Annotated in this window: 28 protein-coding genes; 14 read left to right on the top strand and 14 right to left on the bottom strand. The window is 44.6% G+C overall.

What is annotated here, in order from left to right; translation table 11 throughout:
- Window positions 1-5 precede the first annotated feature (5 nt).
- The 9 genes from ccoO (at window position 6) to uspE (ending at window position 7,559) form a co-directional block, all read left to right on the top strand.
- A complete protein-coding gene (gene ccoO, locus OQJ86_RS06490; protein ID WP_038872939.1) occupies window positions 6-626 on the top strand; it encodes a cytochrome-c oxidase, cbb3-type subunit II in 621 nt (206 codons plus the stop codon).
- 9 nt (window positions 627-635) lie between these two features.
- Window positions 636-812: a cbb3-type cytochrome oxidase subunit 3 gene (locus OQJ86_RS06495; protein ID WP_009706108.1), complete on the top strand. Its 177-nt coding sequence runs from the start codon at window positions 636-638 to the stop codon at window positions 810-812.
- Entirely contained in the window at window positions 812-1,786 is a 975-nt protein-coding gene (ccoP, locus tag OQJ86_RS06500; RefSeq protein ID WP_038881927.1) for a cytochrome-c oxidase, cbb3-type subunit III, read from the top strand. Before OQJ86_RS06495 ends, ccoP begins: the two co-directional genes overlap by 1 nt.
- Before the next feature lie 89 nt (window positions 1,787-1,875).
- Window positions 1,876-2,352 (top strand): FixH family protein, encoded by a 477-nt coding sequence (locus OQJ86_RS06505; protein WP_038881926.1) that lies wholly within the window; start codon window positions 1,876-1,878, stop codon window positions 2,350-2,352.
- Between the two features lie 4 nt (window positions 2,353-2,356).
- Window positions 2,357-4,720, top strand: a complete 2,364-nt coding sequence (locus OQJ86_RS06510) for a heavy metal translocating P-type ATPase (RefSeq protein ID WP_265987254.1) — start codon at window positions 2,357-2,359, stop codon at window positions 4,718-4,720.
- A 15-nt stretch (window positions 4,721-4,735) separates the two neighbouring features.
- Window positions 4,736-4,900: a cbb3-type cytochrome oxidase assembly protein CcoS gene (gene ccoS, locus OQJ86_RS06515; protein WP_010447939.1), complete on the top strand. Its 165-nt coding sequence runs from the start codon at window positions 4,736-4,738 to the stop codon at window positions 4,898-4,900.
- A gap of 9 nt (window positions 4,901-4,909) precedes the next feature.
- The gene (locus OQJ86_RS06520; protein ID WP_038881923.1) at window positions 4,910-5,587 is read left to right on the top strand and encodes a sulfite exporter TauE/SafE family protein; all 678 of its coding nucleotides are present in this window, start codon (window positions 4,910-4,912) and stop codon (window positions 5,585-5,587) included.
- A gap of 90 nt (window positions 5,588-5,677) precedes the next feature.
- The gene (locus OQJ86_RS06525; protein WP_038872924.1) at window positions 5,678-6,424 is read left to right on the top strand and encodes an FNR family transcription factor; all 747 of its coding nucleotides are present in this window, start codon (window positions 5,678-5,680) and stop codon (window positions 6,422-6,424) included.
- Window positions 6,425-6,611: 187 nt separating this feature from the next.
- Window positions 6,612-7,559: a universal stress protein UspE gene (gene uspE / locus OQJ86_RS06530; RefSeq protein ID WP_038872922.1), complete on the top strand. Its 948-nt coding sequence runs from the start codon at window positions 6,612-6,614 to the stop codon at window positions 7,557-7,559.
- A gap of 125 nt (window positions 7,560-7,684) precedes the next feature.
- On the opposite strand, the gene ttcA is transcribed toward uspE, so the two are convergent.
- The 4 genes from ttcA to OQJ86_RS06550 form a co-directional block, all read right to left on the bottom strand.
- Window positions 7,685-8,578 carry a tRNA 2-thiocytidine(32) synthetase TtcA gene (gene ttcA, locus OQJ86_RS06535; protein ID WP_038872920.1) on the bottom strand — a complete coding sequence of 298 codons (894 nt, stop codon included), beginning with the start codon at window positions 8,576-8,578 and terminating at the stop codon, window positions 7,685-7,687.
- Between the two features lie 198 nt (window positions 8,579-8,776).
- Complete coding sequence (locus OQJ86_RS06540; protein ID WP_038872917.1) at window positions 8,777-9,439, bottom strand: DUF2987 domain-containing protein; 663 nt, start codon at window positions 9,437-9,439, stop codon at window positions 8,777-8,779.
- Between the two features lie 17 nt (window positions 9,440-9,456).
- On the bottom strand, window positions 9,457-10,293 hold the full coding sequence (locus OQJ86_RS06545) for a glucosaminidase domain-containing protein (RefSeq protein WP_265987255.1): 837 nt from the start codon (window positions 10,291-10,293) through the stop codon (window positions 9,457-9,459).
- Window positions 10,286-11,083, bottom strand: a complete 798-nt coding sequence (locus OQJ86_RS06550; protein ID WP_038872759.1) for a hypothetical protein — start codon at window positions 11,081-11,083, stop codon at window positions 10,286-10,288. The genes OQJ86_RS06545 and OQJ86_RS06550 overlap by 8 nt, the downstream gene beginning before the upstream one ends.
- Window positions 11,084-11,484: 401 nt before the next feature.
- Between OQJ86_RS06550 and potA the strand changes: the two genes are divergently transcribed.
- The 5 genes from potA to OQJ86_RS06575 all read left to right on the top strand — a co-directional run bounded on the left by potA (window position 11,485) and on the right by OQJ86_RS06575 (window position 16,626).
- The gene (gene potA / locus OQJ86_RS06555; RefSeq protein WP_009706100.1) at window positions 11,485-12,600 is read left to right on the top strand and encodes a spermidine/putrescine ABC transporter ATP-binding protein PotA; all 1,116 of its coding nucleotides are present in this window, start codon (window positions 11,485-11,487) and stop codon (window positions 12,598-12,600) included.
- Complete coding sequence (gene potB / locus OQJ86_RS06560; RefSeq protein WP_265987256.1) at window positions 12,581-13,441, top strand: spermidine/putrescine ABC transporter permease PotB; 861 nt, start codon at window positions 12,581-12,583, stop codon at window positions 13,439-13,441. Before potA ends, potB begins: the two co-directional genes overlap by 20 nt.
- Complete coding sequence (gene potC / locus OQJ86_RS06565; RefSeq protein WP_005389180.1) at window positions 13,441-14,211, top strand: spermidine/putrescine ABC transporter permease PotC; 771 nt, start codon at window positions 13,441-13,443, stop codon at window positions 14,209-14,211. The genes potB and potC overlap by 1 nt, the downstream gene beginning before the upstream one ends.
- Before the next feature lie 102 nt (window positions 14,212-14,313).
- Window positions 14,314-15,345 carry an extracellular solute-binding protein gene (locus OQJ86_RS06570; RefSeq protein ID WP_265987257.1) on the top strand — a complete coding sequence of 344 codons (1,032 nt, stop codon included), beginning with the start codon at window positions 14,314-14,316 and terminating at the stop codon, window positions 15,343-15,345.
- A 243-nt stretch (window positions 15,346-15,588) separates the two neighbouring features.
- A complete protein-coding gene (locus tag OQJ86_RS06575; RefSeq protein ID WP_038875062.1) occupies window positions 15,589-16,626 on the top strand; it encodes an extracellular solute-binding protein in 1,038 nt (345 codons plus the stop codon).
- 179 nt (window positions 16,627-16,805) lie between these two features.
- Here the strand turns inward: OQJ86_RS06575 and cobB are convergent, their stop codons facing one another.
- From cobB to OQJ86_RS06625, 10 genes are all read right to left on the bottom strand, one after another.
- A complete protein-coding gene (gene cobB / locus OQJ86_RS06580) occupies window positions 16,806-17,537 on the bottom strand; it encodes a Sir2 family NAD+-dependent deacetylase (protein WP_045493699.1) in 732 nt (243 codons plus the stop codon).
- A 190-nt stretch (window positions 17,538-17,727) separates the two neighbouring features.
- Window positions 17,728-18,144, bottom strand: a complete 417-nt coding sequence (locus OQJ86_RS06585) for a hypothetical protein (RefSeq protein WP_038875061.1) — start codon at window positions 18,142-18,144, stop codon at window positions 17,728-17,730.
- Window positions 18,128-19,180 carry a formate dehydrogenase subunit gamma gene (locus OQJ86_RS06590; RefSeq protein WP_039977855.1) on the bottom strand — a complete coding sequence of 351 codons (1,053 nt, stop codon included), beginning with the start codon at window positions 19,178-19,180 and terminating at the stop codon, window positions 18,128-18,130. The genes OQJ86_RS06585 and OQJ86_RS06590 overlap by 17 nt, the downstream gene beginning before the upstream one ends.
- Window positions 19,181-19,193: 13 nt before the next feature.
- The gene (fdh3B, locus tag OQJ86_RS06595; protein WP_005427693.1) at window positions 19,194-19,802 is read right to left on the bottom strand and encodes a formate dehydrogenase FDH3 subunit beta; all 609 of its coding nucleotides are present in this window, start codon (window positions 19,800-19,802) and stop codon (window positions 19,194-19,196) included.
- A gap of 11 nt (window positions 19,803-19,813) precedes the next feature.
- Entirely contained in the window at window positions 19,814-22,669 is a 2,856-nt protein-coding gene (locus OQJ86_RS06600; RefSeq protein ID WP_265987258.1) for a formate dehydrogenase subunit alpha, read from the bottom strand.
- A 10-nt stretch (window positions 22,670-22,679) separates the two neighbouring features.
- Complete coding sequence (locus OQJ86_RS06605; protein WP_005427585.1) at window positions 22,680-22,880, bottom strand: twin-arginine translocation signal domain-containing protein; 201 nt, start codon at window positions 22,878-22,880, stop codon at window positions 22,680-22,682.
- A gap of 73 nt (window positions 22,881-22,953) precedes the next feature.
- On the bottom strand, window positions 22,954-23,586 hold the full coding sequence (locus tag OQJ86_RS06610; protein ID WP_265987259.1) for a TorD/DmsD family molecular chaperone: 633 nt from the start codon (window positions 23,584-23,586) through the stop codon (window positions 22,954-22,956).
- Between the two features lie 9 nt (window positions 23,587-23,595).
- On the bottom strand, window positions 23,596-25,257 hold the full coding sequence (locus OQJ86_RS06615; protein ID WP_005441573.1) for a 4Fe-4S dicluster domain-containing protein: 1,662 nt from the start codon (window positions 25,255-25,257) through the stop codon (window positions 23,596-23,598).
- Window positions 25,258-25,567: 310 nt separating this feature from the next.
- Window positions 25,568-26,206: a DUF3306 domain-containing protein gene (locus OQJ86_RS06620; protein WP_265987260.1), complete on the bottom strand. Its 639-nt coding sequence runs from the start codon at window positions 26,204-26,206 to the stop codon at window positions 25,568-25,570.
- Window positions 26,196-26,660 (bottom strand): DUF3305 domain-containing protein, encoded by a 465-nt coding sequence (locus OQJ86_RS06625; RefSeq protein WP_042600795.1) that lies wholly within the window; start codon window positions 26,658-26,660, stop codon window positions 26,196-26,198. Before OQJ86_RS06625 ends, OQJ86_RS06620 begins: the two co-directional genes overlap by 11 nt.
- Between the last annotated feature and the right edge of the window lie 251 nt (window positions 26,661-26,911).

Here is a 26,911-nt window from a genome sequence, read left to right on the forward strand (position 1 = left end):
AAAGAATGAGTAATAATTCGAATAATCGCCACGAAATCCTAGAACGTAATGTCGGTTTGTTGGCAATTTTCATCGTCTTTGCAATTAGTTGGGGTGCGCTCGTAGAAATCACTCCTCTAATTTTCCAGAAGCAAACGACGGAGCCTGTAGAAAACCTACGCGCTTACACTCCTCTGGAAATGGAAGGTCGTGATATCTACATCCGTGAAGGTTGTAACGTTTGTCACAGTCAGATGATTCGTCCGTTCCGCTCTGAAACAGAGCGCTACGGTCACTACTCTGTAGCCGGTGAAAGTGTTTGGGAACACCCATTCTTATGGGGTTCTAAGCGTACTGGTCCAGATTTGGCTCGTGTAGGCGGACGTTACTCTGATGAGTGGCATCGTGTTCACCTTATTGATCCTCGTGAACTAGTACCTGAATCAAACATGCCTGGTTTCCCTTGGCTAGAAGAGAACGTACTAGACGGCAAACTGACGCAGAAGAAACTAGAAGTATTCCGCAACCAGTTCGGTGTTCCGTACACGGATGAACAAATCGCGAATGCGGCTAAAGATGTAGAAGGTAAAACAGAGATGGATGCAATCATCGCTTACCTTCAGTCTCTTGGTCATGCAATGAAGTAAGGGGGTTACATGGATTTCGGTACAATTCATAGTATTTATACCGTAGTACTCTTCGCGAGTTTCATTGGCATCGTATGGTGGGCATTTGGTAAGAAACGTAAAGCACGTTTCGAGGAAGATGCTAACTTGGTGTTTGCAGACGAAGAGCAAAAAACGACCCCAAATAACCAAGGAGTGAAGAAGTAATGACTACATTCTGGAGTCTCTGGATTATCGTGATTACTGTCGGTACGCTGGTAGGCTGTGCGATCCTCTTGACTTGGTGCGCTAAAGATAAAATGGGCGTCGAGGAAGGGGAAGACATGGGCCACGAGTACGATGGTATTCGCGAGCTTAACAACCCTCTGCCAAAATGGTGGACATACTTATTTGTGAGCACGTTTGTGTTTGCAGCTGTATATCTAACTCTATTTCCAGGTCTAGGTAGCTTTAAAGGCGTCCTCAACTGGCAGAGTTCAGATCAAACCGTACGTACGTTGGAAGAATCTAAAGAAGCCATCGCACGAGCACAAGAAAACAAGCAGCTTAACCAATATGCTAAAGAGCTTGATGATGCAGATGCTTACTTCGGAGAAGCGTTCCGTGCACTTGCTCATAATGCAGAAGGTCTACGCCCTATCCCTGAGATTGCGCAAGATCCTGAAGCGATTAAAGTTGGTCAACGTTTGTTCCTACAGAACTGTTCGCAATGTCACGGTTCTGATGCTCGCGGTCAGAAAGGCTTCCCTAACCTAACTGACGACGCGTGGTTATACGGTGGCGAGCCAGCAGCTATTGTTACTACTATCATGCAAGGCCGTATCGGGCAGATGCCTGCGTGGAAAGATGCACTTGGCGAACAAGGTGTTCAAGAAGTAGTAAGCTACACGCTAAGCCTATCTGGTCGTAAAGTGAACGCACGTGAAGCGGAAGCTGGTAAAGCTCGCTTTGTAGTGTGTGCAGCTTGTCACGGCACAGATGGTAAAGGTAACCCTGCTGTAGGTGCACCTGACCTAACTGACCAAGACTGGTTATTCGGCGATTCACGCGCTGCAGTAACAGAAACAGTTATGAACGGTCGCTCTGGTGTGATGCCAGCTTGGAAGGACATTCTAGGCGAAGACAAAGTTCAACTTGTCGCGGCATACGTCTGGAGTTTAAGCAACTCTGACAATAAGTAACATTTCAATAACAGCCCCTTTCATAGGGGCTGTCTTTCCTTTAAATTTAAAGCCTTACATTTTTTCATTTAGCTGTTGAGAACTTTTTTATGGTAAAGCCTTGGTATAAACAATTTTGGCCGTGGTTCCTGATCATCCTACCTCTAACTGTGGTGATTTGGACAATCGTTACTGTGGTCGTATTCGCCAACAACTCGGTATCTTTGGTCGCTGAGGATTACTATAAAAAAGGCAAAGGTATCAACATCGACATCAGTAAAATGAATGTCGCTCGAGACCTTGGTCTTAACGCTACCGTTTCATCAGATGATAACACGGTAGTTATCTCTTTTAACAAAGGGGAACTGCCGCACTTCCCTGCGCTAACCGCGACGTTTACACACCGCACGTTGCCAGACCGTGATTTTACTAAGCTTCTCACTGCCGATGCGAAAGGCAACTATCGTTTGACGCAAGAAGACTCTATTCAAGGTCCTTGGTTTGTTGAACTTGAACCACACAACAAAGAATGGATGATTCAAGGTCGAGTTGAATTCCCTGCACAACCAACAATATTAATGAAGTAAGTCTATGTGTAAATCCTGTTATCACTGCGGTGAAGATGTACCAGCCAACACGGATTTCAAAGTAGAAATATTGGGTGAAATTCGCGACATGTGTTGCCCGGGTTGTGAAACTGTGGCACAGACCATTGTCGAGAGTGGGCTCGTCTCCTACTACCAATACCGCACTGCACCAGCTGAAAAAGCAGATTTAGTTCCGGAACAGCTCCAAGCGCTGATTCATTATGATAATGAAGAAGTGCAATCGGAGTTTGTTCGTAATAATGAGAACACCTCTGAAGTCACGCTTTCCTTGGATGGCGTTTCTTGCGCAGCTTGCGCTTGGCTAATCGAAAAGCAAGTCTCGGGCGTAAAAGGCTTAGTGTCTATCCGTGTAAATACCACCACGAACCGAGCTTTACTTGCGTGGGATAAAACACAAGTTCGTCTCAGCGAATTGCTCTCTGTGATTCACAAACTCGGTTATAAGGCTGCACCTTTTGAAGCGGATAAACAAGAAGCCGCATATCACCACACAATGAAGCAATACCTGTATCGCTTAGGCATTGCAGGCCTTGCAACCATGCAAGTAATGATGTTAGCAGTGGCGTTGTATCTGGAAGTTTTTGGCGATTTAGAGCCGGAGTTTAAAAACTACTTCCGATGGGTAAGCTTAATCTTCGCAACTCCTGTACTGCTCTATTCTGCGCTTCCCTTTTACCTCAATGCATGGCGAAGTATTAGAGGACGAACGCTTGGTATGGACGTTCCTGTGTCCATCGCATTAATCTTTGCTTATGTGGCAAGTTTAGTCGCAACGGTGACAGAGCAAGGTGAAGTATTCTTTGAATCCATCTCGATGTTTACTTTTTTCTTGTTGGTTGGTCGATTCTTAGAAATGCGTGCTCGTCGCAAAGCCGCGGCTGCTAGCGGTAACCTTCTTAAACTCATCCCTGCGATTGCCACCACGTTAGACGGTGAACAAATCCCAGTTAAAACACTAAAGGTCGGCGATCGCATTCGCGTTCTTCCTGGCGAACATATTCCTGCCGATGGCAAAGTGATTTCTGGTCGTATCCATATCGACGAGTCTATGCTGACCGGAGAGTCTGTTCATGTAGTTAAGAAGGCGGGAGATGCCGTTTATGCGGGCACATTGAATGGCGAGGAGTCTTTCGATCTCGAAGTGACGAATTCAAAAGCAGATTCGATGATTTCTAATATCGTTCGTCTTCAAGATGAAGCTCAGCATTCTAAGCCTAAAATCGCCGAAATTGCCGACGTAGTAGCACGTTATTTTGTCGGCGCGATTCTAATCATTTCAGCTGGCACGTGGCTTTACTGGCACCAAACCAAACCTGATGATGCGTTCTGGATTATGCTGTCTGTTTTGGTAGCGACTTGTCCATGCGCCCTATCCTTAGCAACGCCAACCGCACTAACTTGTGCAACCTCTCGAATGGGTAATTTTGGTATTTTGCTACGTAAAGGCCATGTTTTCGAAACGTTGTGTAAGATTAATCATCTTGTCGTAGATAAGACAGGTACGCTGACCAAAGGCGACATCGAAATTAATCAAACTCAAACCTTCGCTAGCTTTAACGAAGGTGAAGCACTTGCGATCGCATCGGCACTTGAAGCGCACGCAAACCATCCTATTGCTCGGGCATTCTCAGGGTTTGGTCAAGAAGACGTTACTGTAAGTAATGTTCAAAACATCATTGGTTCTGGCATTCAAGGTAATTGGAACAATAAGACAGTAAAGATCGGCAGTGCTACTTTTGTGGTTGGTGAGAACCGAGATGAAAGCAACGCCGTCTATCTCTCCGTCGACGAAAAACACGTTGCGACCTTCTATTACCGTGACCCGATTCGTAAAGAGAGCAAAGCATTCATCCAGCGTTTTGCGGATGCACGTATCAAGACAACGCTATTGACAGGTGATTCTTTGCAAAACGCTCAACCAGTTGCTAACGAAATGGGTATTGACCATGTGATCGCCTCAGCAAAACCAGAAGACAAACTCGCGTATCTTCAAGGACTAGATAAAAACGACATCACTATGATGGTCGGTGATGGCATTAACGATGCACCTACTCTTGCAGGTGCACACCTATCCGTTGCGATGGGTGGTGGTACGGATGTCGCCAAAGCTTCTGCAGATATGACCCTTCTAGGCGATAATTTAGAGAAGCTATTAGAAGCAAGATTACTTGCGATACGTACAAGAAAGATAATCCGAGAAAACTTGGCTTGGTCTTTAGGTTACAACCTGCTAATTTTGCCATTGGCAGTTGCAGGTCTTGTCGCACCTTATGTTGCCGTTGTTGGTATGTCTGCGAGTTCTATCATTGTAGTATCCAACTCATTGCGACTGCTTAAAGAGAAGTAAAGTAAGAGAGCTAACATGGAAAGTCTTTACATTTTAATCCCTATCGCCATTGTTTTGGTCTGTGTGGCGGTTGCTATTTTCCTATGGGCCGTTCGCAGTGATCAGTTTGAAGATCTAGAGCGACAAGGCCACAACATTCTTCTCGATGAAGATGAAAAACCAAATAACAAAAAACCGTAACGTTACTCTATGAGTCCAGATTTTATCGGTGCTTTTATGATTGGCTTGGTCGGGGCTGGTCATTGTATGGGGATGTGTGGTGGTATCGCGTCACTACTCTCTATGGGCACAAAAAACACTAAGCCTTCACCTGTTATCCCTCTCTTCTACAATATTGGACGCCTCGCTAGCTACGGTTGTGTTGGAGCAATGGTTGGTGGGGCTATTTCTGGCTTGTCTGAACTGAGTGGATTAACCCAATCATTAGCGTGGCTCCGCTTTATTGCGGCTATATTCATGATTTTGGTTGCTTTATATATTGCTAAATGGTGGCAAGGCCTGCTGATTATTGAAAAACTTGGGCAGTCCCTTTGGAAATTGATTTCACCTGCCGGTAGGAGCCTACTCCCACTCAAACACCCTTTACATGCCCTCCCGTTTGGGTTTATCTGGGGATGGTTACCGTGCGGCTTAGTGTACTCGGCTCTCACTTGGTCAGCAGTGTCAGGAAGCGCATTAAGTGGAGGGATGATCATGCTGGCATTTGGTCTTGGTACTCTTCCATCGATGCTCGCGATCGGATACGGAGCGAGCCACTTTCAGAAGTTGCAAAAGTCGTTAATATTTAGAAACATCTCAGCGTTAATCTTAATAACTTATGGCGTGTATACTGCCGCCGGAGCTATGCGAATGCTCGGTTTCATATAGTATGAAAGTCGTTTTCAATAATTTTTTTGCTACCCTTTAGAAGTAAGCGGTGATAAAATATTGATGTATATCAAATAGTGAAAGGTTGTTATGATTTCTGAAAAACCTGCAACAAAGCGTATCCAATCAGGTGGTTGCGCGATTCATTGCCAAGATTGTAGCATTAGCCAACTTTGTATTCCGTTCACTCTAAACGAGTCTGAGCTGGATCAGTTGGATCAAATCATCGAGCGTAAAAAGCCAATCCAAAAAGGCCAAGAGCTTTTTAAAGCAGGTGATGAGCTAAAATCTCTGTACGCTATCCGCTCTGGCACGATAAAGAGTTACACCATTACAGAGCAAGGCGATGAGCAAATCACTGCGTTTCACTTAGCTGGTGACCTTGTAGGTTTTGACGCAATAACAGGTGACCAACACCCAAGTTTTGCTCAAGCGCTTGAAACTTCTATGGTTTGTGAGATTCCATACGAAATCCTTGATGACCTATCAGGAAAAATGCCTAAGCTTCGCCAACAAATCATGCGTTTGATGAGTAACGAGATTAAAGGCGACCAAGAAATGATTCTGCTTCTTTCTAAAAAGAATGCAGAAGAACGTCTTGCTGCATTCCTGTACAACCTATCAACACGTTTTTCCCAGCGCGGCTTTAGTCCTCGTGAATTTCGTTTAACCATGACTCGTGGTGACATTGGTAACTATCTTGGTCTAACGGTAGAAACCATTAGCCGTTTACTTGGCCGCTTCCAGAAATCTGAAATTCTGAGCGTAAAAGGTAAGTACATCACCATCTTAGATCACGATGCATTGATGGAACTTGCAGGCGTTAGCAAAGACTAATTTTAATTTGCCCTATCAATTGATGTAGCTCGAAAATGAGCTACATCATATTTCTTCTAAAATCCCTTCGAAAGTCCTCAAATTCTTCTTCAAACTGAGCTACAGTAAAAATGTACCTTGTGTACTCCAATATACTGATTTACTTTATATTCAGTATTTGGTTTTACAATAATAAGTGGGCTTAGATATGAGTATATACAGTAAGATCCTTGTTGTTGCTGACATCAATAATGATGAGCAGCCAGCACTTGCAAGAGCGGTTCAACTCGCTCGAAAAAGTGTATCCAGAAGCCGAATCACTTTCTTTCTGTCAATCTACGATTTTTCGTATGACATGACCTCAATGCTGTCGGTCGATGAAAGAGATGCTATGCGTCGCGGTGTTATCCACCAACGTGAACAATGGATGCGTAAGATAGCCCAACCGTATTTAGACGATAGCTTCGACTTTGATGTTTGTGTTGTTTGGCATAATCGCCCCTATGAAGCGATTATCGCTGAAGTCTTTGCTGGCGGTCACGACATCGTTATTAAAGGAACGCGTAAGCACGACGTTCTAGAATCCGTCATTTTCACTCCTACAGATTGGCATTTGTTGCGTAAGTGCCCTATCCCTGTACTTTTAATTAAGAACGCTGATTGGCCTGAGCATGCGAAGATACTCGCTTCTGTTCATGTTGGTTCGGAAAATCCAACACATATTGACTTGAATGATTCGATGGTAGAGCGTCTTAAAGAAATCAGTAACCGACTTGATGCCGACCCGTACCTTGTTAATGCGTACCCTGTTACGCCAGCCAACATTACAATTGAGTTGCCGGAATTTGATCCTACAACCTATACAGACGCTGTACGTGGGCATCATTTAACCGCAATGAAAGCACTTCGCCAGAAACATGGTCTTGATGAAGAGCAAACGATCGTCGAGCAAGGCTTGCCAGAAGACATTATCCCAGCAACAGCAGAAAAACTAAGTGCAGCGATGGTGATTCTTGGTACGACAGGTCGTACGGGGCTTTCTGCGGTGTTTATTGGTAACACTGCTGAGCATGTGATTGATAAAATCAATTGCGACGTACTGGCATTAAAACCAAACGGTTACATCAGTCCGCTCGATCCGAATACAGCGACATAACAGCGCTTGTTTTCGAAATGATATAGAAATGAAAATCCCCCACTCGTTGGGGGATTTTTTATTCTGTTCACGGCCTTAAGGCACGCAAATTAAAAAGGAGGCTTATTTCGCCTCCTCTTTTCGAATTAGATGTTGGTTACATCGATAAACATCGATTCGTCGATGTTTGTCGAAGATACCACTGCTTCACTGAATTCGTATTCTTCGCGGTTACCTTCACGATCTAATGGTAGGTTTACAAAGTCGAAGAGTTCACGGTCAGCAAGCTGGCTTGGACTTACGTTCTGGATTGACTTGAAGATAGCTTCTACGCGACCAGGTGTTTTCTTATCCCAATCGATCAACATCGCTTTAATCGATTGACGTTGAAGGTTCTCTTGAGAACCACATAAGTTACAAGGAATGATTGGGAACTCTTTATGTTCTGCGTATTTGATTAGGTCTTTTTCACGACAGTAAGTCAGGGGACGAATAACTACGTTACGACCATCATCTGAACGAAGTTTTGGTGGCATCGCTTTAAGGCGTGAGCCATGGAACATGTTCAAGAACATTGTTTCTACAATGTCATCCATGTGGTGACCAAGCGCCAGTTTAGTCGCGCCAATCTTCTCTGCGAACGAATAAAGTGTACCACGACGAAGACGTGAACATAGGCCACAAGTTGTTTTGCCTTCTGGCACTTTCTCTTTAACCACTGAGTAAGTGTCCTTGTCTACGATGTAGTAAGGAATGTTCAGCGTTTCAAAGTAGTCTGGAAGAATATGCTCAGGGAAACCTGGCTGTTTCTGGTCAAGGTTAACTGCGACAACTTCAAACTTGATAGGCGCTGCCTTTTGTAGGTTCAACAGGATATCAAGCATCGCGAATGAATCTTTACCACCACTAATACATGCCATCACAACATCGCCTTCTTCGATCATGTTGTAATCAGTAATGGCATTTCCAACATGTCTTCTAAGACGTTTCTGAAGCTTGTTGAATTCTAGGGTTTCTTTTCTTGTATCTACTTGGTTCATTGCGGGCTCTCACATCGCCGATAAATCGACTAGGGCTTCCTAACTTGGATTTCTATGGGGCGAGGATTATACGAGCTTTTTGCGCAGGATTAAATGTTTGTGTGACGGACTCATCAATAAATGCACTCAAAAACAGCGTCATGAACGTTATAAACAAAAAAAGAGCCGCAATTGCAGCTCTTCTTCGGTTTCTTATGCTTATTTTTTTGCATTCGGTAGATAAGGTAATACACGAGTCGTTGGTTGAGGTAATGTCATATGACCACCCTCGCCAATTTCACTCATTGCGACTTGCACCTTCCCATTAACAATCGCTTTTTGAGCCCCATTAGAGAACGTAATAGTATCATTAAGTTCGTTAGCGAACTCCATGGTTACACCTTGTACTTGGGGCGTAAACCAACCCGCAAACATACCTCCAAGATCTTCAAGTAAGGCTTGCATTTGAGGCATCAAAGGCTTCAATTCTTCGTACGTAACGCTACCCTGTAACGGTTCTTTCGTCATGACTACAAGAGAGTAATCACAGCGTGTATCTTTGGGCGTTTGTACAAAGACAAGTGGATTCGCTGACTTTAGGTTTTTATCTATAGGAAGCGGTAGCTCTTTCGAAGTTGGTATCACAAACTCCTCAAAATGCTCTTCCTTTTCCATCCATGCTTTTTCGATTTCACACAATTGTTTTGTATCAGAATCAACAAAGAAAACACCGACTCTAACGTCATCATGGCCGTCTTTAATATTGTTCTTTAATTGCGTGTAAAGTTTAGAATACGTAAACATGTATTCTTGAGCGTGAGTGATAGGCGATGCCAAGATCAGTACCGCACTACCCAGTAAACTTAGGCTTAACTTCTTCATCCGATCCGTTATTTCTTTTATTGTGTCCAGTAAGCGTTATTGTGACGAATCATCGCCCGCAAGTCATTCACATAAGCGATACCGCGTTCAGAATAAGCAAGCAGACCGTGAGTAAGTTCTGATGCCGTCGCCACAGATAACAAATCCTTGTGTTTCCCTTCTAAATTCGCACGAATATCACGTAAATCAACATACGCACGATTACGATTCACATTCATAAAATAGCCATGTACAGACTCTTGTACAGTGTCAAACTTCTCTACTTCGTGCGTTTTACCTGCACCGCGTTTCGCAGGGACGATTCCGCAGCCCTTCTTATAACACCATTGACCAAACAAGTTGTTTGCTTCGGTTGCAAAACGAGAGGTGCCCCACGCAGATTCATTCGCAGCCTGTGTTAACACCAAAGCCTCAGGCAAAACATTAACTCGCTTAAGCATTTCATCCAACCAAGTTTCCGTTACCGTCTCGTCTTGTAATGGATAAGAGTAAAGTGCAGCCAAGCGTTTAGCATATGAAGTTTGTTCTGAGCTTAACTCGCCAAGTTTCAAAGCCGTTAAGAAGGCACGCTCTTTTTCTATGCGCTGATTTTCTAACGTAATTTTCGGTCGAAGGAAGTCAAAGAACGCTGTCTTCTTATCTTTCGTGTCCTTAATCGAGTTGAAATCAGGAATGTCACCAATATAAGGGAGGTTAGACAAGTCTGGGTGTGTTACCGGGCCGTGTACCACCTGCGAGTCAATCGCATTGCGATATTCGCGGTCGTAGTGCAAATATGGTCCTACTGAAACAAAAGTGGCGGCTATTGTGATAGCCGCCACTCGTAAACTCATTGATTTTAAAGATTTAGGCATCAAACACCTGAGAGTTACCATCGTGATCGTTATCATTTTGCTGTGTCGCTACGATCTTTAACTTGATACCAAACATTTCGCGGTACAGGATTCCCTTCAAATGGAAGAAGAACGGTAGCACGAAGATCAAGCCAATTCCGTAGAACATTGCAGCAATAATAAACATCAACATCACGCCCAAGTAAAGCCCTGCAAGAACAAAAATCTTCTTGTTGACTGCACGAAGAGACAATAATAATGATTGCATTGGTGGCACTCTTTTCTCACAAATCAATAAGATAGAATGACTAAAAGCTAAAGAAAGGTATAACGATAGCAGAGGGAAAATCATCCCAGCTACGCCCTGCAGCATTAGACTAAATAGCGTCGCTAAAATCACTGGCACCGTGAATTGTAGGCCTTTACCAACGTGACGTACTTTTGTTTTCAACCCAGCGACATGGCTCATAGCCATCAAACTGATACCCGCATAAATTGGCGCACTGATCACTTCGTAACTAAAGTTAGCGACATAAATAGCAGAGACTATGTCAGTGGTAAAAGACTCAGGGTCTTGCAACGCATCAAGAATCACACCTGGGTCACCTAATTGAAGTTGCAATGCGATATAGAAGATGCCCAACTGAACGAAAAGCAACAAGATGATCGCTGGCGAGAAGGACAAAAATTGTTGAATGGTCGTGCGCCAAGCTTCGCTAAAAACAGCACCCGCTTTTAGTTCATACTTGCCAGAAAGAGCTCGCTCTACACTCCCTCCTAAATTGAAATCTTTCTCAAAATCGTTGTTCATATGTTATCCAAGGCTAACTTGTAAATTTTTTTCTGGAAAACCAGCCAATTAATAAGGGCGTCATTATAAAGAAATCTTTCCAAGTCTAAAATCAGATCTCGGCCTCAATACTTGCAATATCTTCTATTTGGTCGATAATTAACCACTCGCAAATCTATGAAATTGAAAACATTTGCTGGCGAAATTAAAACCCTACAAAACGATAGCGAAAGCGTAAATACCCCCATAAAAACAGTATGGTAAGGAATGTTTACTTTTGCCTGCAAAATTTTTTCTGTTTCAAGATAAGAAAATGCTTTGATTTCACAATTTTGGTGATTATGATGCGCGCCTCAAAAGTGAATGACTAATGTCACATCAATGGGATATAACCCAATTTGAACGTGGGAGAAATACAGACGTTGAACGCTAAACAGCAAGCAGGAAAGCCAGTAGTTCGTTTATCTGGTATTAGCAAAAGTTTCGATGGCAAGGAAATCATCGGTAATTTAAATCTGGATGTTAATCATGGTGAGTTTCTGACGATTCTTGGCCCATCTGGTTGTGGTAAGACAACGGTTTTACGCATGATCGCTGGCTTTGAAACGGCAGACAACGGTCAAATCGTATTAGATGACCAAGATGTAACACAGGTTCCTGCAGAGCAAAGGCACGTCAACACGGTATTTCAGAGTTACGCACTCTTTCCTCATATGACCGTATTCGAAAACGTTGCTTTTGGTCTTCGCATGCAGAAAACACCTGCTGCAGAGATCGAGCCACGAGTAATGGATGCGCTGCGCATGGTTCGTCTAGAAAAAATGGCACAGCGTAAGCCTCATCAACTTTCTGGTGGTCAGCAACAACGTATCGCGATTGCGCGTGCGGTTGTGAACAAGCCAAAAGTACTGCTGCTAGATGAATCTCTATCTGCACTTGATTACAAACTACGTAAGCAAATGCAAATCGAGCTTAAACAGCTTCAGCGTCAACTTGGTATTACCTTTATCTTCGTTACGCACGATCAGGAAGAAGCCCTATCGATGTCTGACCGTATTATTGTTATGCGCGACGGTGTTATCGAACAAGATGGCTCTCCACGTGAGATCTACGAAGAACCTAAGAACCTATTTGTTGCTCGCTTTATCGGTGAGATCAACGTATTCAACGCAACCATGCTAGATCGTATCGATGAGAAACGTATCCGTGCAGAAATTGAAGGTGTTGAATCGGTGGTTTACTACGATCAAGAAGCACAGGCCGGTGACAAACTTCAAGTACTACTTCGCCCAGAAGACTTGCGTATCGAAGAGATTAAAGAGTCTGAAGAAAAAGGCATCGTAGGTCACGTGACCGAGCGTACCTATAAAGGTATGACGCTAGATTCAGTTATTCAATTGGATTCTGGCATGCGCGTGATGGTAAGCGAATTCTTTAACGAAGATGATCCAGATGTGGACCACTCACTCGGCCAGAAAGTCGCTATCACTTGGGTTGAGAGCTGGGAGGTAGTACTAAATGATAAGCAAGAAGCTTAATCTTCAGAACGCGATCATTACCCTAATCGTTGGTTGGTTAACACTGTTTGTGTTAGTACCAAACCTAATGATTATCGGTACAAGTTTCTTGATGCGTGATGAAGCGAACCTCATTGAATTAACGTTTACATTCGACAACTATCTTCGCCTACTTGATCCTTTGTACGCAAAGGTGCTGATGCACTCTTTCTACATGGCGATCATCGCGACATTGTTGTGTTTGGTTATCGGTTATCCATTTGCTTACATCGTAGCGAAAATGCCTGAAAAATGGCGTCCGTTTATGTTGTTCTTGGTTATCGTACCGTTCTGGACAAACTCTCTGATCCGTACATACGGGCTAAAGATTGTTCTTGGTACACAAGGTGTCTTAAACAAATCGTTGATGGCAATGGAAATCATCGATAAGCCGATACGCTTAATGTATACAGAAACGGCAGTGATGATCGGTCTTGTATACATCCTGCTTCCGTTCATGATTTTGCCGCTTTATTCGGCAATTGAGAAGCTAGACAACACTTACATTGAAGCGGCAAAAGATCTTGGTGCGAACAAGTTTCAAACCATTACGCGAGTGATTTTGCCTTTAACAATGCCTGGCATTATCGGCGGTTGTTTATTGGTTCTACTACCTGCACTGGGTATGTTCTACATCTCTGACCTTCTTGGCGGCGCGAAGAACCTACTGATCGGTAACGTAATTAAGAGCCAAGTATTGAACGCTCGTGACTGGCCATTTGGTGCTGCGACCAGTATCGCCCTCACCTTCGCAATGGCTGTTATGCTTTATGCTTACTACAGAGCAGGCAAACTATTGAATAAGAAAGTGGAGCTAGACTAATGGGACGCACAGTTAGATTTAGCTTTATGGCGCTGGTATATGCTTTTCTGTATCTACCAATTATCGTCTTAATTGTTAACTCATTTAATGCTAACAAATTTGGTATGAAATGGGGTGGTTTCACCACGAAATGGTACGAAACCTTAGTAAACAACGACAGCCTAATGCAGGCTGCATGGCATTCATTGAACGTAGCGGTATTCTCTGCAACAGCGGCAACCATCATTGGTAGCTTAACGGCTGTTGCCCTATTCCGTTACTCGTTCAAAGGTAAAGGCGCGGTCAACGGCATGTTATTTGTTGTAATGATGTCACCAGATATCGTTATGGCGATTTCATTACTTGCTTTGTTCCTTGTATTAGGTGCACAGCTTGGCTTCTTTACCTTATTGATTGCTCACATCACCTTCTGTCTACCATTCGTTGTGGTAACAGTGTACAGCCGACTAAATGGCTTTGATGTGAAAATGTTGGAAGCAGCGAAAGACCTAGGCGCGAGTGAATGGGTAATCTTAAAACAGATCATTCTTCCTCTTGCAAAACCTGCGGTAGCTGCGGGCTGGTTATTGAGCTTTACCCTATCTCTGGACGACGTAATTATTAGCTCGTTCGTAACAGGTCCAACTTACGAAATCTTGCCATTGAAGATTTACTCAATGGTTAAGGTGGGTATTTCACCAGAAGTGAACGCCCTAGCAACGGTCATGTTGATTGTTTCTTTGGTATTGGTAGTGATTTCTCAGTTGCTAGCAAGAGAAAAAGTAAAGTAGAATCCGCATCCGTTAACATCACGAAACAGAATGGTTACATGCCATTCTGTTTTTCTATCTATCGTCCAAAATTGGACAACGTTTGGTTTGGAGCTAACGTCAATGAAAAAATGGGCTACTCTATTAGCTGGTAGTGCATGTGCGCTTTCTCTGTTCTCTGGTACAGCGGCAGCGGATGATAAAGAATTAGTATTTATGAACTGGGGTCCTTACATCAACAGTAATATCCTAGAACAATTTACTAAAGAAACTGGCATCAAAGTCATCTACTCGACTTACGAGTCGAATGAAACCTTGTATGCAAAGCTAAAAACTCATAACCAAGGTTATGATCTAGTGGTACCTTCCACTTACTTCGTAGCGAAGATGCGTGACGAAGGTATGCTACAAAAGATCGATAAGACTAAACTGAAAAACTTCGGTAACCTAGATACTAACTACCTAGACAAGCCTTACGATCCAAACAACGACTACTCTATTCCACACGTTGTTGCGATTACAGGTCTAGCGGTTAACGCTGACATGTACGATCCAAACGAGTTCCAAAGCTGGGCTGACCTATGGAAACCTGAGCTTGAAGGTCAAGTAATGCTGATGGATGACACTCGTGAAGTCTTCCATATCGCATTACGTAAATTAGGTTACTCAGGTAACTCTACGGATCCAAAACAAATCGACGAAGCGTACGCAGAGCTACAAAAGCTTATGCCAAACGTTCTAGTATTCAACTCTGATAACCCAGGCGCTCCATACATGTCTGGCGAAGTTGGCGTTGGTATGCTTTGGAATGGTAGCGCGGCAGCTGCTCAAAACGAAGGCATGAACCTAAAGCTTGTATTCCCTAAAGAAGGCGGTATCGGCTGGGTTGATAACTTTGCAATCTCTTCTGGTGCGAAGAACGTAGAAGCTGCTCACAAGATGATCGACTTCCTACTACGTCCAGAAATCGCAGAGCAAATCTCGGCTGACACGGGTTACCTGACTGCTGTTGCAGAGTCTAACGCTAAGTTTAAAGACGTTGCACCATTGTTCCCTTCTCAAGAAGATCTTGACCGTGTTGAATGGCAAGACTCTGTTGGGGGCATGACAGCGAAGTACGAAGATTACTTCCTAAAGCTTAAAGCGGGCCAATAATCGCTTAATAAGCCATCTAGTAAATGAAAATAGGCAGCAATACGCTGCCTATTTTCGTAATTGACTGATATAATTACACGTTGCTAGGTTTATTTGACACAGCTTCAACATTCTCCGTCGATGAAGACATGATGTTTAACGTTCGTGCTCAAATAAACAGGATTGTGCTTATCGCAACTTGGCTCAAATCGGTATCTGTTACTAGTATTGAATTGACCTGTTGCTGAACAAAACGGAAATAAAATGAAAAGTAAATTCTACGCAAGCGCACTGTGTGCAGCGACGCTAATCGCTTCCCCTGCAATGGCTGCTGATCAAGAACTGTATTTCTACAACTGGTCGGAATACATTCCAAACGAAGTTCTTGAAGACTTTACAAAAGAAACTGGAATTAAGGTTATCTACTCTACGTACGAGTCTAACGAGAGCATGTACGCAAAGCTGAAAACCCAAGGTTCTGGTTACGACTTGGTAGTACCGTCTACCTATTTCGTATCTAAAATGCGTAAAGAAGGCATGCTGCAAAAGATCGACAAAGAGAAGCTTTCTCACTTTGCTGATCTAGACACTAACTTCCTAAACAAGCCGTTCGACCCGAACAACAACTACTCTATCCCTTACATTTGGGGTGCGACCGGTATTGGTATCAATGCTGACATGCTAGACAAGTCATCGGTTTCTAAGTGGGACGATTTCTGGGATAGCAAGTGGGAAGGTCAACTAATGCTGATGGATGATTCTCGCGAAGTATTCCATATTGCATTGACTAAGCTTGGTTACTCACCAAACACGACTAACCCAGACGAGATCAAAGCAGCTTACGAAGAACTGAAAAAGCTAATGCCAAACGTGTTGGTATTTAACTCAGACTTCCCAGCGAACCCATACTTAGCAGGTGAAGTATCACTTGGTATGCTTTGGAATGGTTCTGCTTACATGGCTCGTCAAGAAGGCGCGAACATCGACATCATCTGGCCAGAAAAAGGCACTATCTTCTGGATGGACAGCCTAGCAATTCCAGCTGGCGCGAAGAATGTTGATGCAGCTCATAAGATGATCGACTTCCTACTACGTCCTGAGAATGCTGCTAAGATTGCACTAGAGATTGGTTACCCTACTCCAGTGAAAACAGCGCACGACCTACTACCGAAAGAATTTGCTAACGACCCAAGCATCTTCCCACCACAAGAAGTGATGGACAGCGGTACATGGCAAGACGAAGTTGGTGAAGCAAGTGTGCTTTACGATGAGTACTTCCAAAAGCTAAAAGTAGACAACTAATCAGTCTGTCGAAATAGTGTAGAAAAGCGGCTTAGGCCGCTTTTCTTGTATCTGAAGATCGCGCTTTGTAGCTCAATCTATACTGTTCGAATTGCAAAGCATCAGAATACAACGTTTCAAAATACAAAAAGGCATCGAATCACTCGATGCCTTTGTTAAAGAAGGTTCTGCCCGTTTTATTAAGCGCTGGCTTCGTTTTCCAGAGCAAGAATTTCGTCAACCAATTTTGGCACTTCAATACTTGCTTTGCCGTAGCGCTTCTCTTCAAACTCGCTCTCGACAGCACTTGGCTCCAAGTTGATTTCAATCGTATGTGCACCATGCATCTTCGCGTCATGTACAAAGCCTGCGGCTGGATAGACGACACCAGAAGTACCGATAGAGATGAACAAATCCGCCTCTTCCAATGCAGCATAGATCTCACCCATACGCAGTGGCATTTCACCAAACCAAACAATGTGTGGACGCATTTGAGCCGGAATTTGACAGCAATGACATAACTCGCCAGTCTCAATGTCTTCTGAATGCTCAATGACTTGATTGGATTCGCTGCAACGCGCTTTGAGTAACTCACCGTGCATGTGAATGATATTAGCGCTACCGCCTCTCTCGTGCAGATTATCGATGTTTTGAGTGATGATAGTCACTTTGCCTTCCAACTGCTCTTCTAAGCGTCCTAGCGCGATATGGGCCGCATTCGGCTTGATATCTTCGCCTTGAAGCTTTGAACGACGTTGGTTGTAAAAGCTTTGAACAAGATCCGGATCGCGGTCGAAACCTTCTGGCGTTGCCACGTCTTCTATTCGGTGATTCTCCCAAAGACCATCTTGAGCTCGAAATGTTTGAATACCAGACTCAGCCGAGATGCCAGCGCCAGTAAGTACGACAATATTTCTGTATGGGAAATTCATAACCTATCCTTGTTGCTCTTTTTATTAAGCTTAACACCGATACAAAAACAACAATAGCAATAAGGATTAGACCATGGTCGTAAGCCTGCTGATTTGCCTCTAATTTCTGCTTAAAAACTGGTGACATTAAGAAGATTTTCTACAATAAAAAAGCCTCGCGTTTGCGAGGCTTTTGAACAGATAGACCGTTTTAAAGGTTTGGACCTGTAGACGGTCTGTGCGGCATATTGTTGCGCAGTTGGTTCATACCTTGGTACATACGTAGGAACCACACGAGAATCGCAAGCGTTGCGAACAGCATACCTACCCAAGGAATGAAATAAGCAACCGTGTCTAACAAGGTACTGTGCACCCAATAATCACTTACGCCAACCAATACACCATTCGATGTTGCCACTGTTACGATCAGAACAACAAAGAACGTGAAGTACAGGAAGAATGTGCGAATCAAGCCGTAGTAATGTGAATTCACTACGTCACTGTCTTCACCTTTATCCAAACGGTAACCCGCGTAAATGATTGCGATAACGCCTGAGATCAAAAACGTAAACGGGGTAAAACAACTCAGGATGTAGGCAACCCAAATCCCGTTATGAGGTTTGTTCATTCGTCTTCGCTCCTTTTACGTCCGTTTGAGCTGTGTCAGCCTCACCCATCGCTTCTTTAGATTTCACTTCTTCATACCAAAGGTCGTGGTGCTCTTTCGCCCATGTCTCGTCAACTTCACCAGTAACCATACCTTCTAGTGCACCTTCCATACCGAATAGACCGATGTAGATGTGGAAGATAAAGCCACAGATCAGAATCAGTGCTGAAATCGCGTGAACAAGGTTAGATAGTTCCATATCGCGGCGAGTTTGGCCGAAAATTGGGAAATCCAGAACTAAGCCACTCACTGCAGCAATAGCACCGAAGAAGATCAACAGCCAGTAAATCGCCTTCTCACCACCGTTTGAGAAACCAGCCGATGGATGCGTACCTTTATGCTTACCAACCATGCCGCCCATTTTCATGAACCAACGAATGTCAGTCATTGTTGGAATGGACTTACGCCACCATTTCAACAGAACAAACATCAGCAAGATAAAGAACAAAGGACCCATGTAGTTATGGTACTGCTTCGCCAACATGACGACGAAGCCCCAAAACTCAGTTGGTACGTACGGCTTCAAGAAGTGCTTACCGTAAACCAGCATCAAACCACTGAATGCCAGCGTTAAGAAGGTAAACGCCATGCTCCAGTGCAGTGCGCGGTCTAGTCGAGACCAGCGTTTCATCTTCTTGCCAGTACGTGGTTTGCTTAGCATCAGAGGACCAACGAATACGTAAGCCATGATAACCATTGCGATACTGCCGAAAATTGCAACAGCGCCCGCAGGAGACATCCATTTCTCTTTAAGAATGTACCAAGTCTCACCCGGAGTACTGATCAGCACACCGTGTTCCGCTGATTTCGACGTGGTATAGCCTTCTTGCCCCTCTTTGACCTGACGCCAAAAATCTGCACCTGCAAGTTGCGTCATCTCCTGTTGTACCACTGGAGATGTGTCTTCTTGCGCAGACGCTGGCATCGTGAAGGTCAGCAGTAATGCTGTCATCATAGACAGCATTACAAGAGACGCACGTTTAAGAGTATTTAACATGTGTCTCTCCTACTTAGCTTTTGGTTGCGTCGTAAGAAAGATCGTTACCGTCTGTCCAACCTGCGTTTTTCGCACCGCGCTCAACCACACGTTGACGGAAGATGTCAGAAACTTTCTCTGCATCACCCGCTAGCAGTGCTTTTGTTGAACATAGTGACGCACACATAGGTAGCTTACCTTCAGCAATACGGTTCGCACCGTACTTCTCACGCTCTTCTAGAGAACCTGGTTCTGTGTTTGGACCACCTGCACAGAAAGTACATTTGTCCATTTTGCCACGCTCACCGAATGACGCTTGTTTCGGGAACTGAGGCGCACCGAATGGACAAGCAAACAGACAGTAACCACAACCGATACAAAGATCTTTGTTGTGAAGAACGATGCCATCTTCTGTGTGCTCGAAACAGTCAGCTGGACAAACCGCCATACAAGGCGCATCTGTACAGTGCATACAAGCAACAGAGATTGAGTTTTCACCTGGTTCACCGTCGTTCAGTGTTACCACGCGACGACGTTGAATACCCCACTCAAGTGCATCATCGTTTTCGTTCTTACATGCAGTAACACAGCCGTTACACTCGATACAGCGTTTGGTGTCACATAGGAATTTCATTCGTGCCATTATCAGACTCCTTACGCTTTACGAATGTTACATAGGGTTACTTTAGTTTCCTGCATCAAAGTAACAGGGTCGTAACCGTAAGTGGTTGCCGTGTTGGCTGCTTCACCAACAACATAAGGATCCGTACCTTCTGGGTACTTAGGACGTAGGTCTTCACCTTCGAACTTACCACCGAAGTGGAACGGAATGAACGCCAGACCCGGTTTAACACGACGAGTGACCATCGCTTTCACCTTGATGCGGCCTTTCTCTGCACCTTCAACCCAAACGTCATCGCCATCTTTAAAGCCAAGATCGTTTGCGTCTTTCGGGTTCACTTCAACGAACATTTCTTGTTGAAGTTCAGCAAGCCATGGGTTTGAACGTGTTTCTTCACCACCACCTTCGTACTCAACCAAGCGACCAGAAGTCAGGATGATTGGGTATTCGCCAGACTTGTCTTCTTTCTGGATAGACTTGTAAAGCGTTGGTACACGGAAGATTGCTTCTTTGTCGTCCCAAGTTGGATAATCCGTTACAAGGTCACGACGTGGCGTGTATAGCGGTTCACGGTGTAGCGGCACTCGGTCTGGGAATGTCCAAACAATCGCACGCGCTTTTGCGTTACCAAACGGGATACAACCATGCTTGATTGCTACGCGTTGGATACCGCCAGACAGGTCAGTTTTCCAGTTTTTACCTTCCGCTGCTGCTTTTTCTTCAGCCGTTAGGTCGTCCCACCAACCAAGCTGTTTGATTAGCTTGTCAGAGAACTCTGGGTAACCGTCTTTGATTTCACAGCCTTTTGAGTAGCTGTCTTCAGCAAGTAGGCTTTGGCCTTCAAACTCAACACCGAAACGCGTACGGAAGTTACCGCCACCTTCTGCAACAGTCTTAGACGTATCGTACAGAATGTGTGTGCCTGGGTGCTTCATCTCTGGTGTGCCCCAACATGGCCAAGGTAGACCGTAAGTCTCACCATTCACAGGACCACCCTCTGCTTCCAGAGATGTCTTGTGGAATGTGTGCCAGTTTTGTTGGTGCGCTTTTAGACGTTCTGGGCTTTGACCTGTGTAACCGATGGTCCACATGCCTTTGTTGAATTCGCGAGTGATGTCTTCGATCACTGGCTGGTTGTTCTGTACGCGTACGTTTTTGAACAGCAGATCTTCATAACCTAACTTCTTAGTTAGCAGGTACATGATTTCGTGGTCAGGTTTAGATTCGAACAGTGGCTCGATAACCTGATCACGCCACTGAAGTGAGCGGTTAGATGCTGTCACACTGCCGTGCGTTTCGAACTGAGTTGTTGCAGGAAGCAGGTAAACGCCGTCAGTACGATCGTTCATTACCGCTGCGACTGTTGGGTATGGGTCAACAATAACCATCATATCCAGCTTCTGCATCGCTTTCTTCATCTCAGGACCACGAGTCTGAGAGTTTACTGCGTGACCCCAGTAGAACATGGCGCGGATGTTTTCACGTTGACGAATGTTGTCTTTGTTTTCAAGAACACCATCCACCCAACGAGATACAGGGATACCTGCACTGTTCATTGGTTTTTGACCGCCGTAAGCGTTGTCATCGAAACGACCTTTGATCCATTCGTAATCGATTTCCCACACTTTCGACCAGTGACGCCATGAACCTTCAGACAGACCGTAGTAACCTGGTAGCGTGTCAGATAATACGCCAAGGTCAGTTGCGCCCTGTACGTTATCGTGACCACGGAAGATGTTTGCACCGCCGCCTGATTTACCGATGTTACCTAGCGCAAGCTCAAGTACACAGTAAGCACGAGTGTTGTTGTTACCAGTCGTGTGTTGAGTACCACCCATACACCACACGATACAACCCGGACGGTTTTCAGAAAGCAGTTTCGCTGTTTGGTAAACTTCAGACTCAGGAACGCCAGTTACGCGCTCAACTTCTGCTGGTGTCCATTTAGCCACTTCTGCACGGATTTCATCCATACCGAATACGCGTTGACGGATGAACTCTTTGTCTTCCCAGTTGTTCGCGAAGACATGCCATAGCACGCCCCAGATGAATGCAACGTCAGAACCCGGACGTAGAGACACGTAGTGATCCGATTTTGCAGCGGTACGAGTACGACGAGGATCCGCAACAACGATCTTACAGTTGTTCTTCTCTTTCGCGATTAGGATGTGCTGCATCGCAACAGGGTGCGCTTCTGCAGGGTTTGAACCAATGAACAGCATTGACTTACAGTTGTGCATGTCATTGAAAGAGTTGGTCATCGCACCGTAACCCCAAGTGTTTGCTACACCTGCTACGGTTGTTGAGTGACAGATACGCGCTTGGTGGTCAACGTTGTTGGTACCCCAAAGCGACGCCATCTTACGGAACATGTACGCTTGTTCGTTGTTGTGCTTCGCACTACCCAACCAGTAAACCGAATCTGGACCCGACTCTTTACGGATGTCCATCACCTTGTTACCGATTTCTTCGATCGCTTGATCCCAAGAAAGCTTCTTCCACTTACCGTTTTCAAGCTTCATTGGGTATTTAAGACGACGCTCACCGTGACCATGTTCGCGTAGTGCTGCACCTTTTGCACAGTGTCCACCAGCGTTGAATGGGTGGTCGAATGCAGGCTCTTGACCTGTCCACACGCCGTTTTGAACTTCAGCGTAGATACCACAACCTACAGAACAGTGAGAACAGATAGTACGTTTTACTTCTGTTTTCGCTTCTGGATCCACCGATTTAGCTTGTGCTTTCTTCATCATGCCCGGTGCAAAAAGACTAGCACCTACAACCGCACCACCAGCAGCAAGCGAGGTGTTTTTCATGAATGCACGGCGAGAAACGCCAAGCTGATTGGTTTCTTTGCTCACACTGTCGGAGCGTTTGACAAGTTTCATCCGTTATCTCCTAAAGTGTGTCGTAGTAATCGCGAATGTGTTGAGTTTCACGATACCCTTTCTTCTTCACGTCTTTTTCAGAAGGCTCAACCGTTTCTGAAGCGCTTGCCACTTTTGTTGTTCCAGCGACAACCGCACCAGCTACGGCTGCAGTCGTTAAGCCTTTCAGGAGATCCCTACGGCTTGTGTTTATTTCTTTATTATCTTTCATCATTGCTTCCTTACCTTACGGTAGATCTTTGGAGGCTATTGCCCCTCTATCGATATGACCAAGTACTGATCGATTACTCGTAATCAGTGACGTTTTTCACATCAATTTTTAATTTGTGCTTACTGCTTTTGGTGTTCACGCTAAAGCGCACTTGTTCCAGTGTTAAGAACGCCTCACACAGTTGAGCTGCGGGCTTATAAAAGTTCGCGCTCTCTGCGTTTTCTAGTTGCTGAGTGAAAGAGTTAAACCAAGGTGCGATGTGTTTGTTAAACACCGTTTGTTGAAGGTCTTCTTCTTCACCCGTTAGCATCGACATCACTTCACAAAGTGCTGCGATGTGGTCTTCCGGCTCTTTCACATTTTCATCGCGCTCGAAACCAAGCAGTTCCAAATCGTGACGAATTTCAGCCAGTGGTTTTTCCATCATTGCACCCGTCATGTGCCATGAGCCAAATGGCATCACTTCACCACGACCGATACCAATGAAAAGATCTTGGTATTCATCTTCGAGCGCTTCGCGGTTCGAATCTTTCGCCACTTGCTGAAGTGCAATCCACGCTTTTTGCATTGCGCTTTCTGATGGTTCAACTTCTAGCGAAGTCAGGAACTCGATCATCTCCTCACTTGGAGCGCTACGGAAAAGCGCTGACAAAACCAAGTAGATCTCTGTTCTCAGTGTTTGTTCTTGTTCTCGTTGTGTATCCACTGCGAGCTCCTAGTATTTCAGTTGTTTCATTGGGTCTTCTGCCATCGACTCAAACATGTCGATCACACGGCAGTCTTCACACATCGCGATGCGATTGATCGCCGCTTCATCAGAGAAATGAGAGTGACCGCGTAACTTATTTTGTAGCATATCGATCATAGACTGAGGTGCGAATGGCTTATGACAGCGAATACATTCCGCTGCTTTCTCCTCGTGAATCACAACCGCTTTTTGGCGCTCTTCTTTCACCCAGTTCATACGTGGCGTTAGAGTCAGAACTTTCTCTGGACATGCCTTTTCACACAAACCACATTGAATACAATCTTGTTCAACGAATTTAAGTGATGGAGATTCACCGTCGGTATGAAGTGCACGTGTAGGACAAACCGCCACACAGCTCATACACAACGTACAATCTTTGCTCTCACAAGAAACATTGCCGTAAGGCGCGTTCGCAGGCAGTTCAACAATGTTCTCAACCGGAATACGAGAAGAAGACATTGCATCCAGCGCAGTAAACAAACGTTGACGCTTGTTACCTTGAAGATCGCCAAGAGCAAGGTCGAATGAATCTGTACATAGTGTTGGAGGACCTTCACGAAGCGATTCCAAGTAAAGGATATCGATGGTCTCTTTTGCGATACCAAGTTGATCCAATAGCTCTTGCGCGATACCTACTTCGTTATTTAGAACACGAATGATGGTTGCAGGCATAAAACGAGAAGCTGCAAATAGCACTTGCGTCGCGCCATTAACTAGAGCGGCGAACCATGTATCGATACCGATAGAAGGAAGCTCTTCAACCACAATTGGAATCACGTTATCTGGTAGCGCTTTCAGTGCCATCACGTTGTAAGTCTCGTGACGAGAGCTACAGATAAGAACGATAGGATCCAGACCGCCCGCTTGCTCATAGTTCGCTAGCGTGCGTTCAATGAATTTTTGCGTATCTTCAGGGTTAGGTAGCGCGTAGTGAATCGCTTCTGTCGGACAAGCCGTTGCACAAGTACCCACGCCCTGACACAGGTATGGGTTAATCTCGATGCGATGACCGGTTTTATCGCTGCCTTCACTTGATAGTGCACCAGCAGGACAAGCATCCACACAACGCTCACAACCTTTTACGCCACGAGAACTGTGCGCACATAGATCAGTGTCCAGACGGAAGAACTTTGGCTTATCAAACGTACCCATTAATGTTGGGATTTCTTCTAGCGCTTCAGCCAGTTTTGGATAGCCGCGTCCCACTGGGTAGTAACCCGGAACCGGAACCTCTTCTGACATACAGCTGCTTAGACAAAGATCGAGAACAACATCGAAACAATCACTATTAATAGCGACTTTTGCTAGGTTGCTTGTTAGACCGTTATTTTCGATAAGCACTTCAAATGTGCCTAGGAAACCAGAAACCTGAACTGAGTTTGCAAAGTACAGTTCTGGATTGGTGCCTTTCTCTCCGTCTGTAGAGAGAAGTGTCAGGCTGTTCATTTGAGATAGCTGCGCGGCTGCACTCTCAATGATGGCAGTCGGTCCAACAATCAGTGTATTACCGCCACTCTCGTAGCTCACCGTTGGTGGAATAAGGTTGGTCAACTCTACGGTATTCTCAAACGCATACAGACGCGCTTTACCGTTATTGGAAGTTGCTTGTTCTAATAGTTGTTTCAACATTGCTCAGTTCCATTTATACGCATGGATAGTTTCTTCCATCTTTCATTGTAGTTAGCGCAGGCAATTCTGCTGATTAACTCGTCAGTAACTACCCCTTTTAGGTAGTCCCACCCGGGTTATCACTGCCTGTTGGGCAAATGGTCTAACTTCAACAAGAATGGTAATGAGCAACAGGCAGCAAATGTCGTGCCAATTAAATATCAACTAATTTTCAACAGGTTAGCTATTTATCTTAGAAATAGTAGGGATAAAAAAAACGACTGGGACATTTTGTCTCAGCCGGTTCATTGAGCGTTTAGTCAAAATGTACCTATTCTTTGTGTGGTATATTTTGTCCCACCTCTTCAGGGGCTAGTTTTGTCTCTGGAATATCATTTTCACTAGATACTGTATTTATATCCAGTTCTTTTTGTTCTTCGGGAATTTCGGCACCTTCAGCAAGTTCTACATCAGCCGATTCAATATCACTTTCTTCATGAGATTCGGTTGATTGTGTCGTTTCTTCTGTTGGTTCTTCTTCCGTTTTCTCTTTTACCCAATCACGAAGTGTTTCAGCCACCCCTTCAGAAAGCGACTTGAGGTTACTGTAGTCATCATCGTAATCATCCAAGCCATCACGAACGTTAAACTCTTCTGATAAGAACATCTTACGCAGTGCGGCTTTCTTAACGCTCTCTGAGGCCTCAGACACCAATAGCTGCGCTACGGACATCTCTTCAGAATCAGTAGTTTCGCTTGATGCTTCTTGAGCCATTGCTCCTTTAGCTTCAGTCTCACTAACAGAAGCCTCGGTAGCCAATGTTTGCGCTTCAGTACTTAAGTCTTCATGAGCTTGCGCGGTTTCTGGTTCAGTAGATTCAACAGGCTCCACAACCTTCTCGTCTGTAGGCTCGGTTGTGGTTTCTTCTAATTTACGTTTCGACCAACGGCTAAAAAAACTAGTTGCCATTTGCTCTACCCGCTCCTTTGCGTTTCTTGCGTCTTACTTCTAACAACTCACCGTGGCGCCCAATAAAGGCTTCCATCCAAGCTTGAATGGCTAATGGCATATCATTGGACAACACTAGGTTATCGCCATCCATATATTGTGCAGCAACCGTTTGAGAGGCAGTAAGCAATTGAATTATTGGTTTTTCACCAGAATCCACATTATCCATAATTAAAAACAACTTAGGTTGCTGAGAACTTAGATTAAATCGGTAATCAGTGCGCTCATCTTTATGCAGTTGCAGTAAACACACATCTTGAGTCTCATCCGTTGGCGTGATTTCAAAACCTGCAAGCTGCCATTGAGTCGTAACCCAAATCCCAGTGCTGATTTCGTGTTCTACCAAATCAACGCCAATTGGCCATGAATCTTCTGTTTTTTCGTATTTGTTCTCGAACTCTTTCGTATTCGACATAACTCATCCAGTTTGTTCTATGTAGGCTTGAAGACAGAAAAGGACATTTTGTACTTTGCTTTCAACCATTTTAGCGTTACAAAGCAATAAACGCGCCAAATCAAACTCACTTTTCTCTCTATACAAAATTAGTCTAGCCGTCAGTGTGAGTCTGTGTCATTACTGCGAACTCTCAGTTTTAGCAGACATTTGACGTAAAGCCTCGCAATTTCATTTACACCCGCTATTTTGGAATGAGAATTGCTTTGTAA

Origin of the sequence: Vibrio sp. Sgm 5 (genome assembly GCF_026241575.1) — a bacterium.
Taxonomy (GTDB): Bacteria; Pseudomonadota; Gammaproteobacteria; order Enterobacterales; family Vibrionaceae; genus Vibrio; species Vibrio jasicida.

Bases quoted from the DNA above. Each gene is read 5' to 3' on its own strand.
- OQJ86_RS06615 (WP_005441573.1), bottom strand. From the start codon at position 25,257: ATGTTGAAACAACTATTAGAACAAGCAACTTCCAATAACGGTAAAGCG.
- ttcA (WP_038872920.1), bottom strand. From the start codon at position 8,578: ATGAACCAAGTAGATACAAGAAAAGAAACCCTAGAATTCAACAAGCTT.
- uspE (WP_038872922.1), top strand. From the start codon at position 6,612: ATGAGTATATACAGTAAGATCCTTGTTGTTGCTGACATCAATAATGAT.
- OQJ86_RS06590 (WP_039977855.1), bottom strand. From the start codon at position 19,180: ATGTTAAATACTCTTAAACGTGCGTCTCTTGTAATGCTGTCTATGATG.
- OQJ86_RS06605 (WP_005427585.1), bottom strand. From the start codon at position 22,880: ATGAAAGATAATAAAGAAATAAACACAAGCCGTAGGGATCTCCTGAAA.
- OQJ86_RS06520 (WP_038881923.1), top strand. From the start codon at position 4,910: ATGAGTCCAGATTTTATCGGTGCTTTTATGATTGGCTTGGTCGGGGCT.
- OQJ86_RS06550 (WP_038872759.1), bottom strand. From the start codon at position 11,083: ATGAACAACGATTTTGAGAAAGATTTCAATTTAGGAGGGAGTGTAGAG.
- OQJ86_RS06600 (WP_265987258.1), bottom strand. From the start codon at position 22,669: ATGAAACTTGTCAAACGCTCCGACAGTGTGAGCAAAGAAACCAATCAG.
- OQJ86_RS06495 (WP_009706108.1), top strand. From the start codon at position 636: ATGGATTTCGGTACAATTCATAGTATTTATACCGTAGTACTCTTCGCG.
- potC (WP_005389180.1), top strand. From the start codon at position 13,441: ATGGGACGCACAGTTAGATTTAGCTTTATGGCGCTGGTATATGCTTTT.
- OQJ86_RS06525 (WP_038872924.1), top strand. From the start codon at position 5,678: ATGATTTCTGAAAAACCTGCAACAAAGCGTATCCAATCAGGTGGTTGC.
- OQJ86_RS06510 (WP_265987254.1), top strand. From the start codon at position 2,357: ATGTGTAAATCCTGTTATCACTGCGGTGAAGATGTACCAGCCAACACG.
- OQJ86_RS06505 (WP_038881926.1), top strand. From the start codon at position 1,876: ATGGTAAAGCCTTGGTATAAACAATTTTGGCCGTGGTTCCTGATCATC.
- OQJ86_RS06625 (WP_042600795.1), bottom strand. From the start codon at position 26,660: ATGTCGAATACGAAAGAGTTCGAGAACAAATACGAAAAAACAGAAGAT.
- ccoO (WP_038872939.1), top strand. From the start codon at position 6: ATGAGTAATAATTCGAATAATCGCCACGAAATCCTAGAACGTAATGTC.
- ccoP (WP_038881927.1), top strand. From the start codon at position 812: ATGACTACATTCTGGAGTCTCTGGATTATCGTGATTACTGTCGGTACG.
- potB (WP_265987256.1), top strand. From the start codon at position 12,581: ATGATAAGCAAGAAGCTTAATCTTCAGAACGCGATCATTACCCTAATC.
- ccoS (WP_010447939.1), top strand. From the start codon at position 4,736: ATGGAAAGTCTTTACATTTTAATCCCTATCGCCATTGTTTTGGTCTGT.
- OQJ86_RS06545 (WP_265987255.1), bottom strand. From the start codon at position 10,293: ATGCCTAAATCTTTAAAATCAATGAGTTTACGAGTGGCGGCTATCACA.
- OQJ86_RS06620 (WP_265987260.1), bottom strand. From the start codon at position 26,206: ATGGCAACTAGTTTTTTTAGCCGTTGGTCGAAACGTAAATTAGAAGAA.
- OQJ86_RS06575 (WP_038875062.1), top strand. From the start codon at position 15,589: ATGAAAAGTAAATTCTACGCAAGCGCACTGTGTGCAGCGACGCTAATC.
- OQJ86_RS06585 (WP_038875061.1), bottom strand. From the start codon at position 18,144: ATGAACAAACCTCATAACGGGATTTGGGTTGCCTACATCCTGAGTTGT.
- OQJ86_RS06570 (WP_265987257.1), top strand. From the start codon at position 14,314: ATGAAAAAATGGGCTACTCTATTAGCTGGTAGTGCATGTGCGCTTTCT.
- cobB (WP_045493699.1), bottom strand. From the start codon at position 17,537: ATGAATTTCCCATACAGAAATATTGTCGTACTTACTGGCGCTGGCATC.
- fdh3B (WP_005427693.1), bottom strand. From the start codon at position 19,802: ATGGCACGAATGAAATTCCTATGTGACACCAAACGCTGTATCGAGTGT.
- OQJ86_RS06540 (WP_038872917.1), bottom strand. From the start codon at position 9,439: ATGAAGAAGTTAAGCCTAAGTTTACTGGGTAGTGCGGTACTGATCTTG.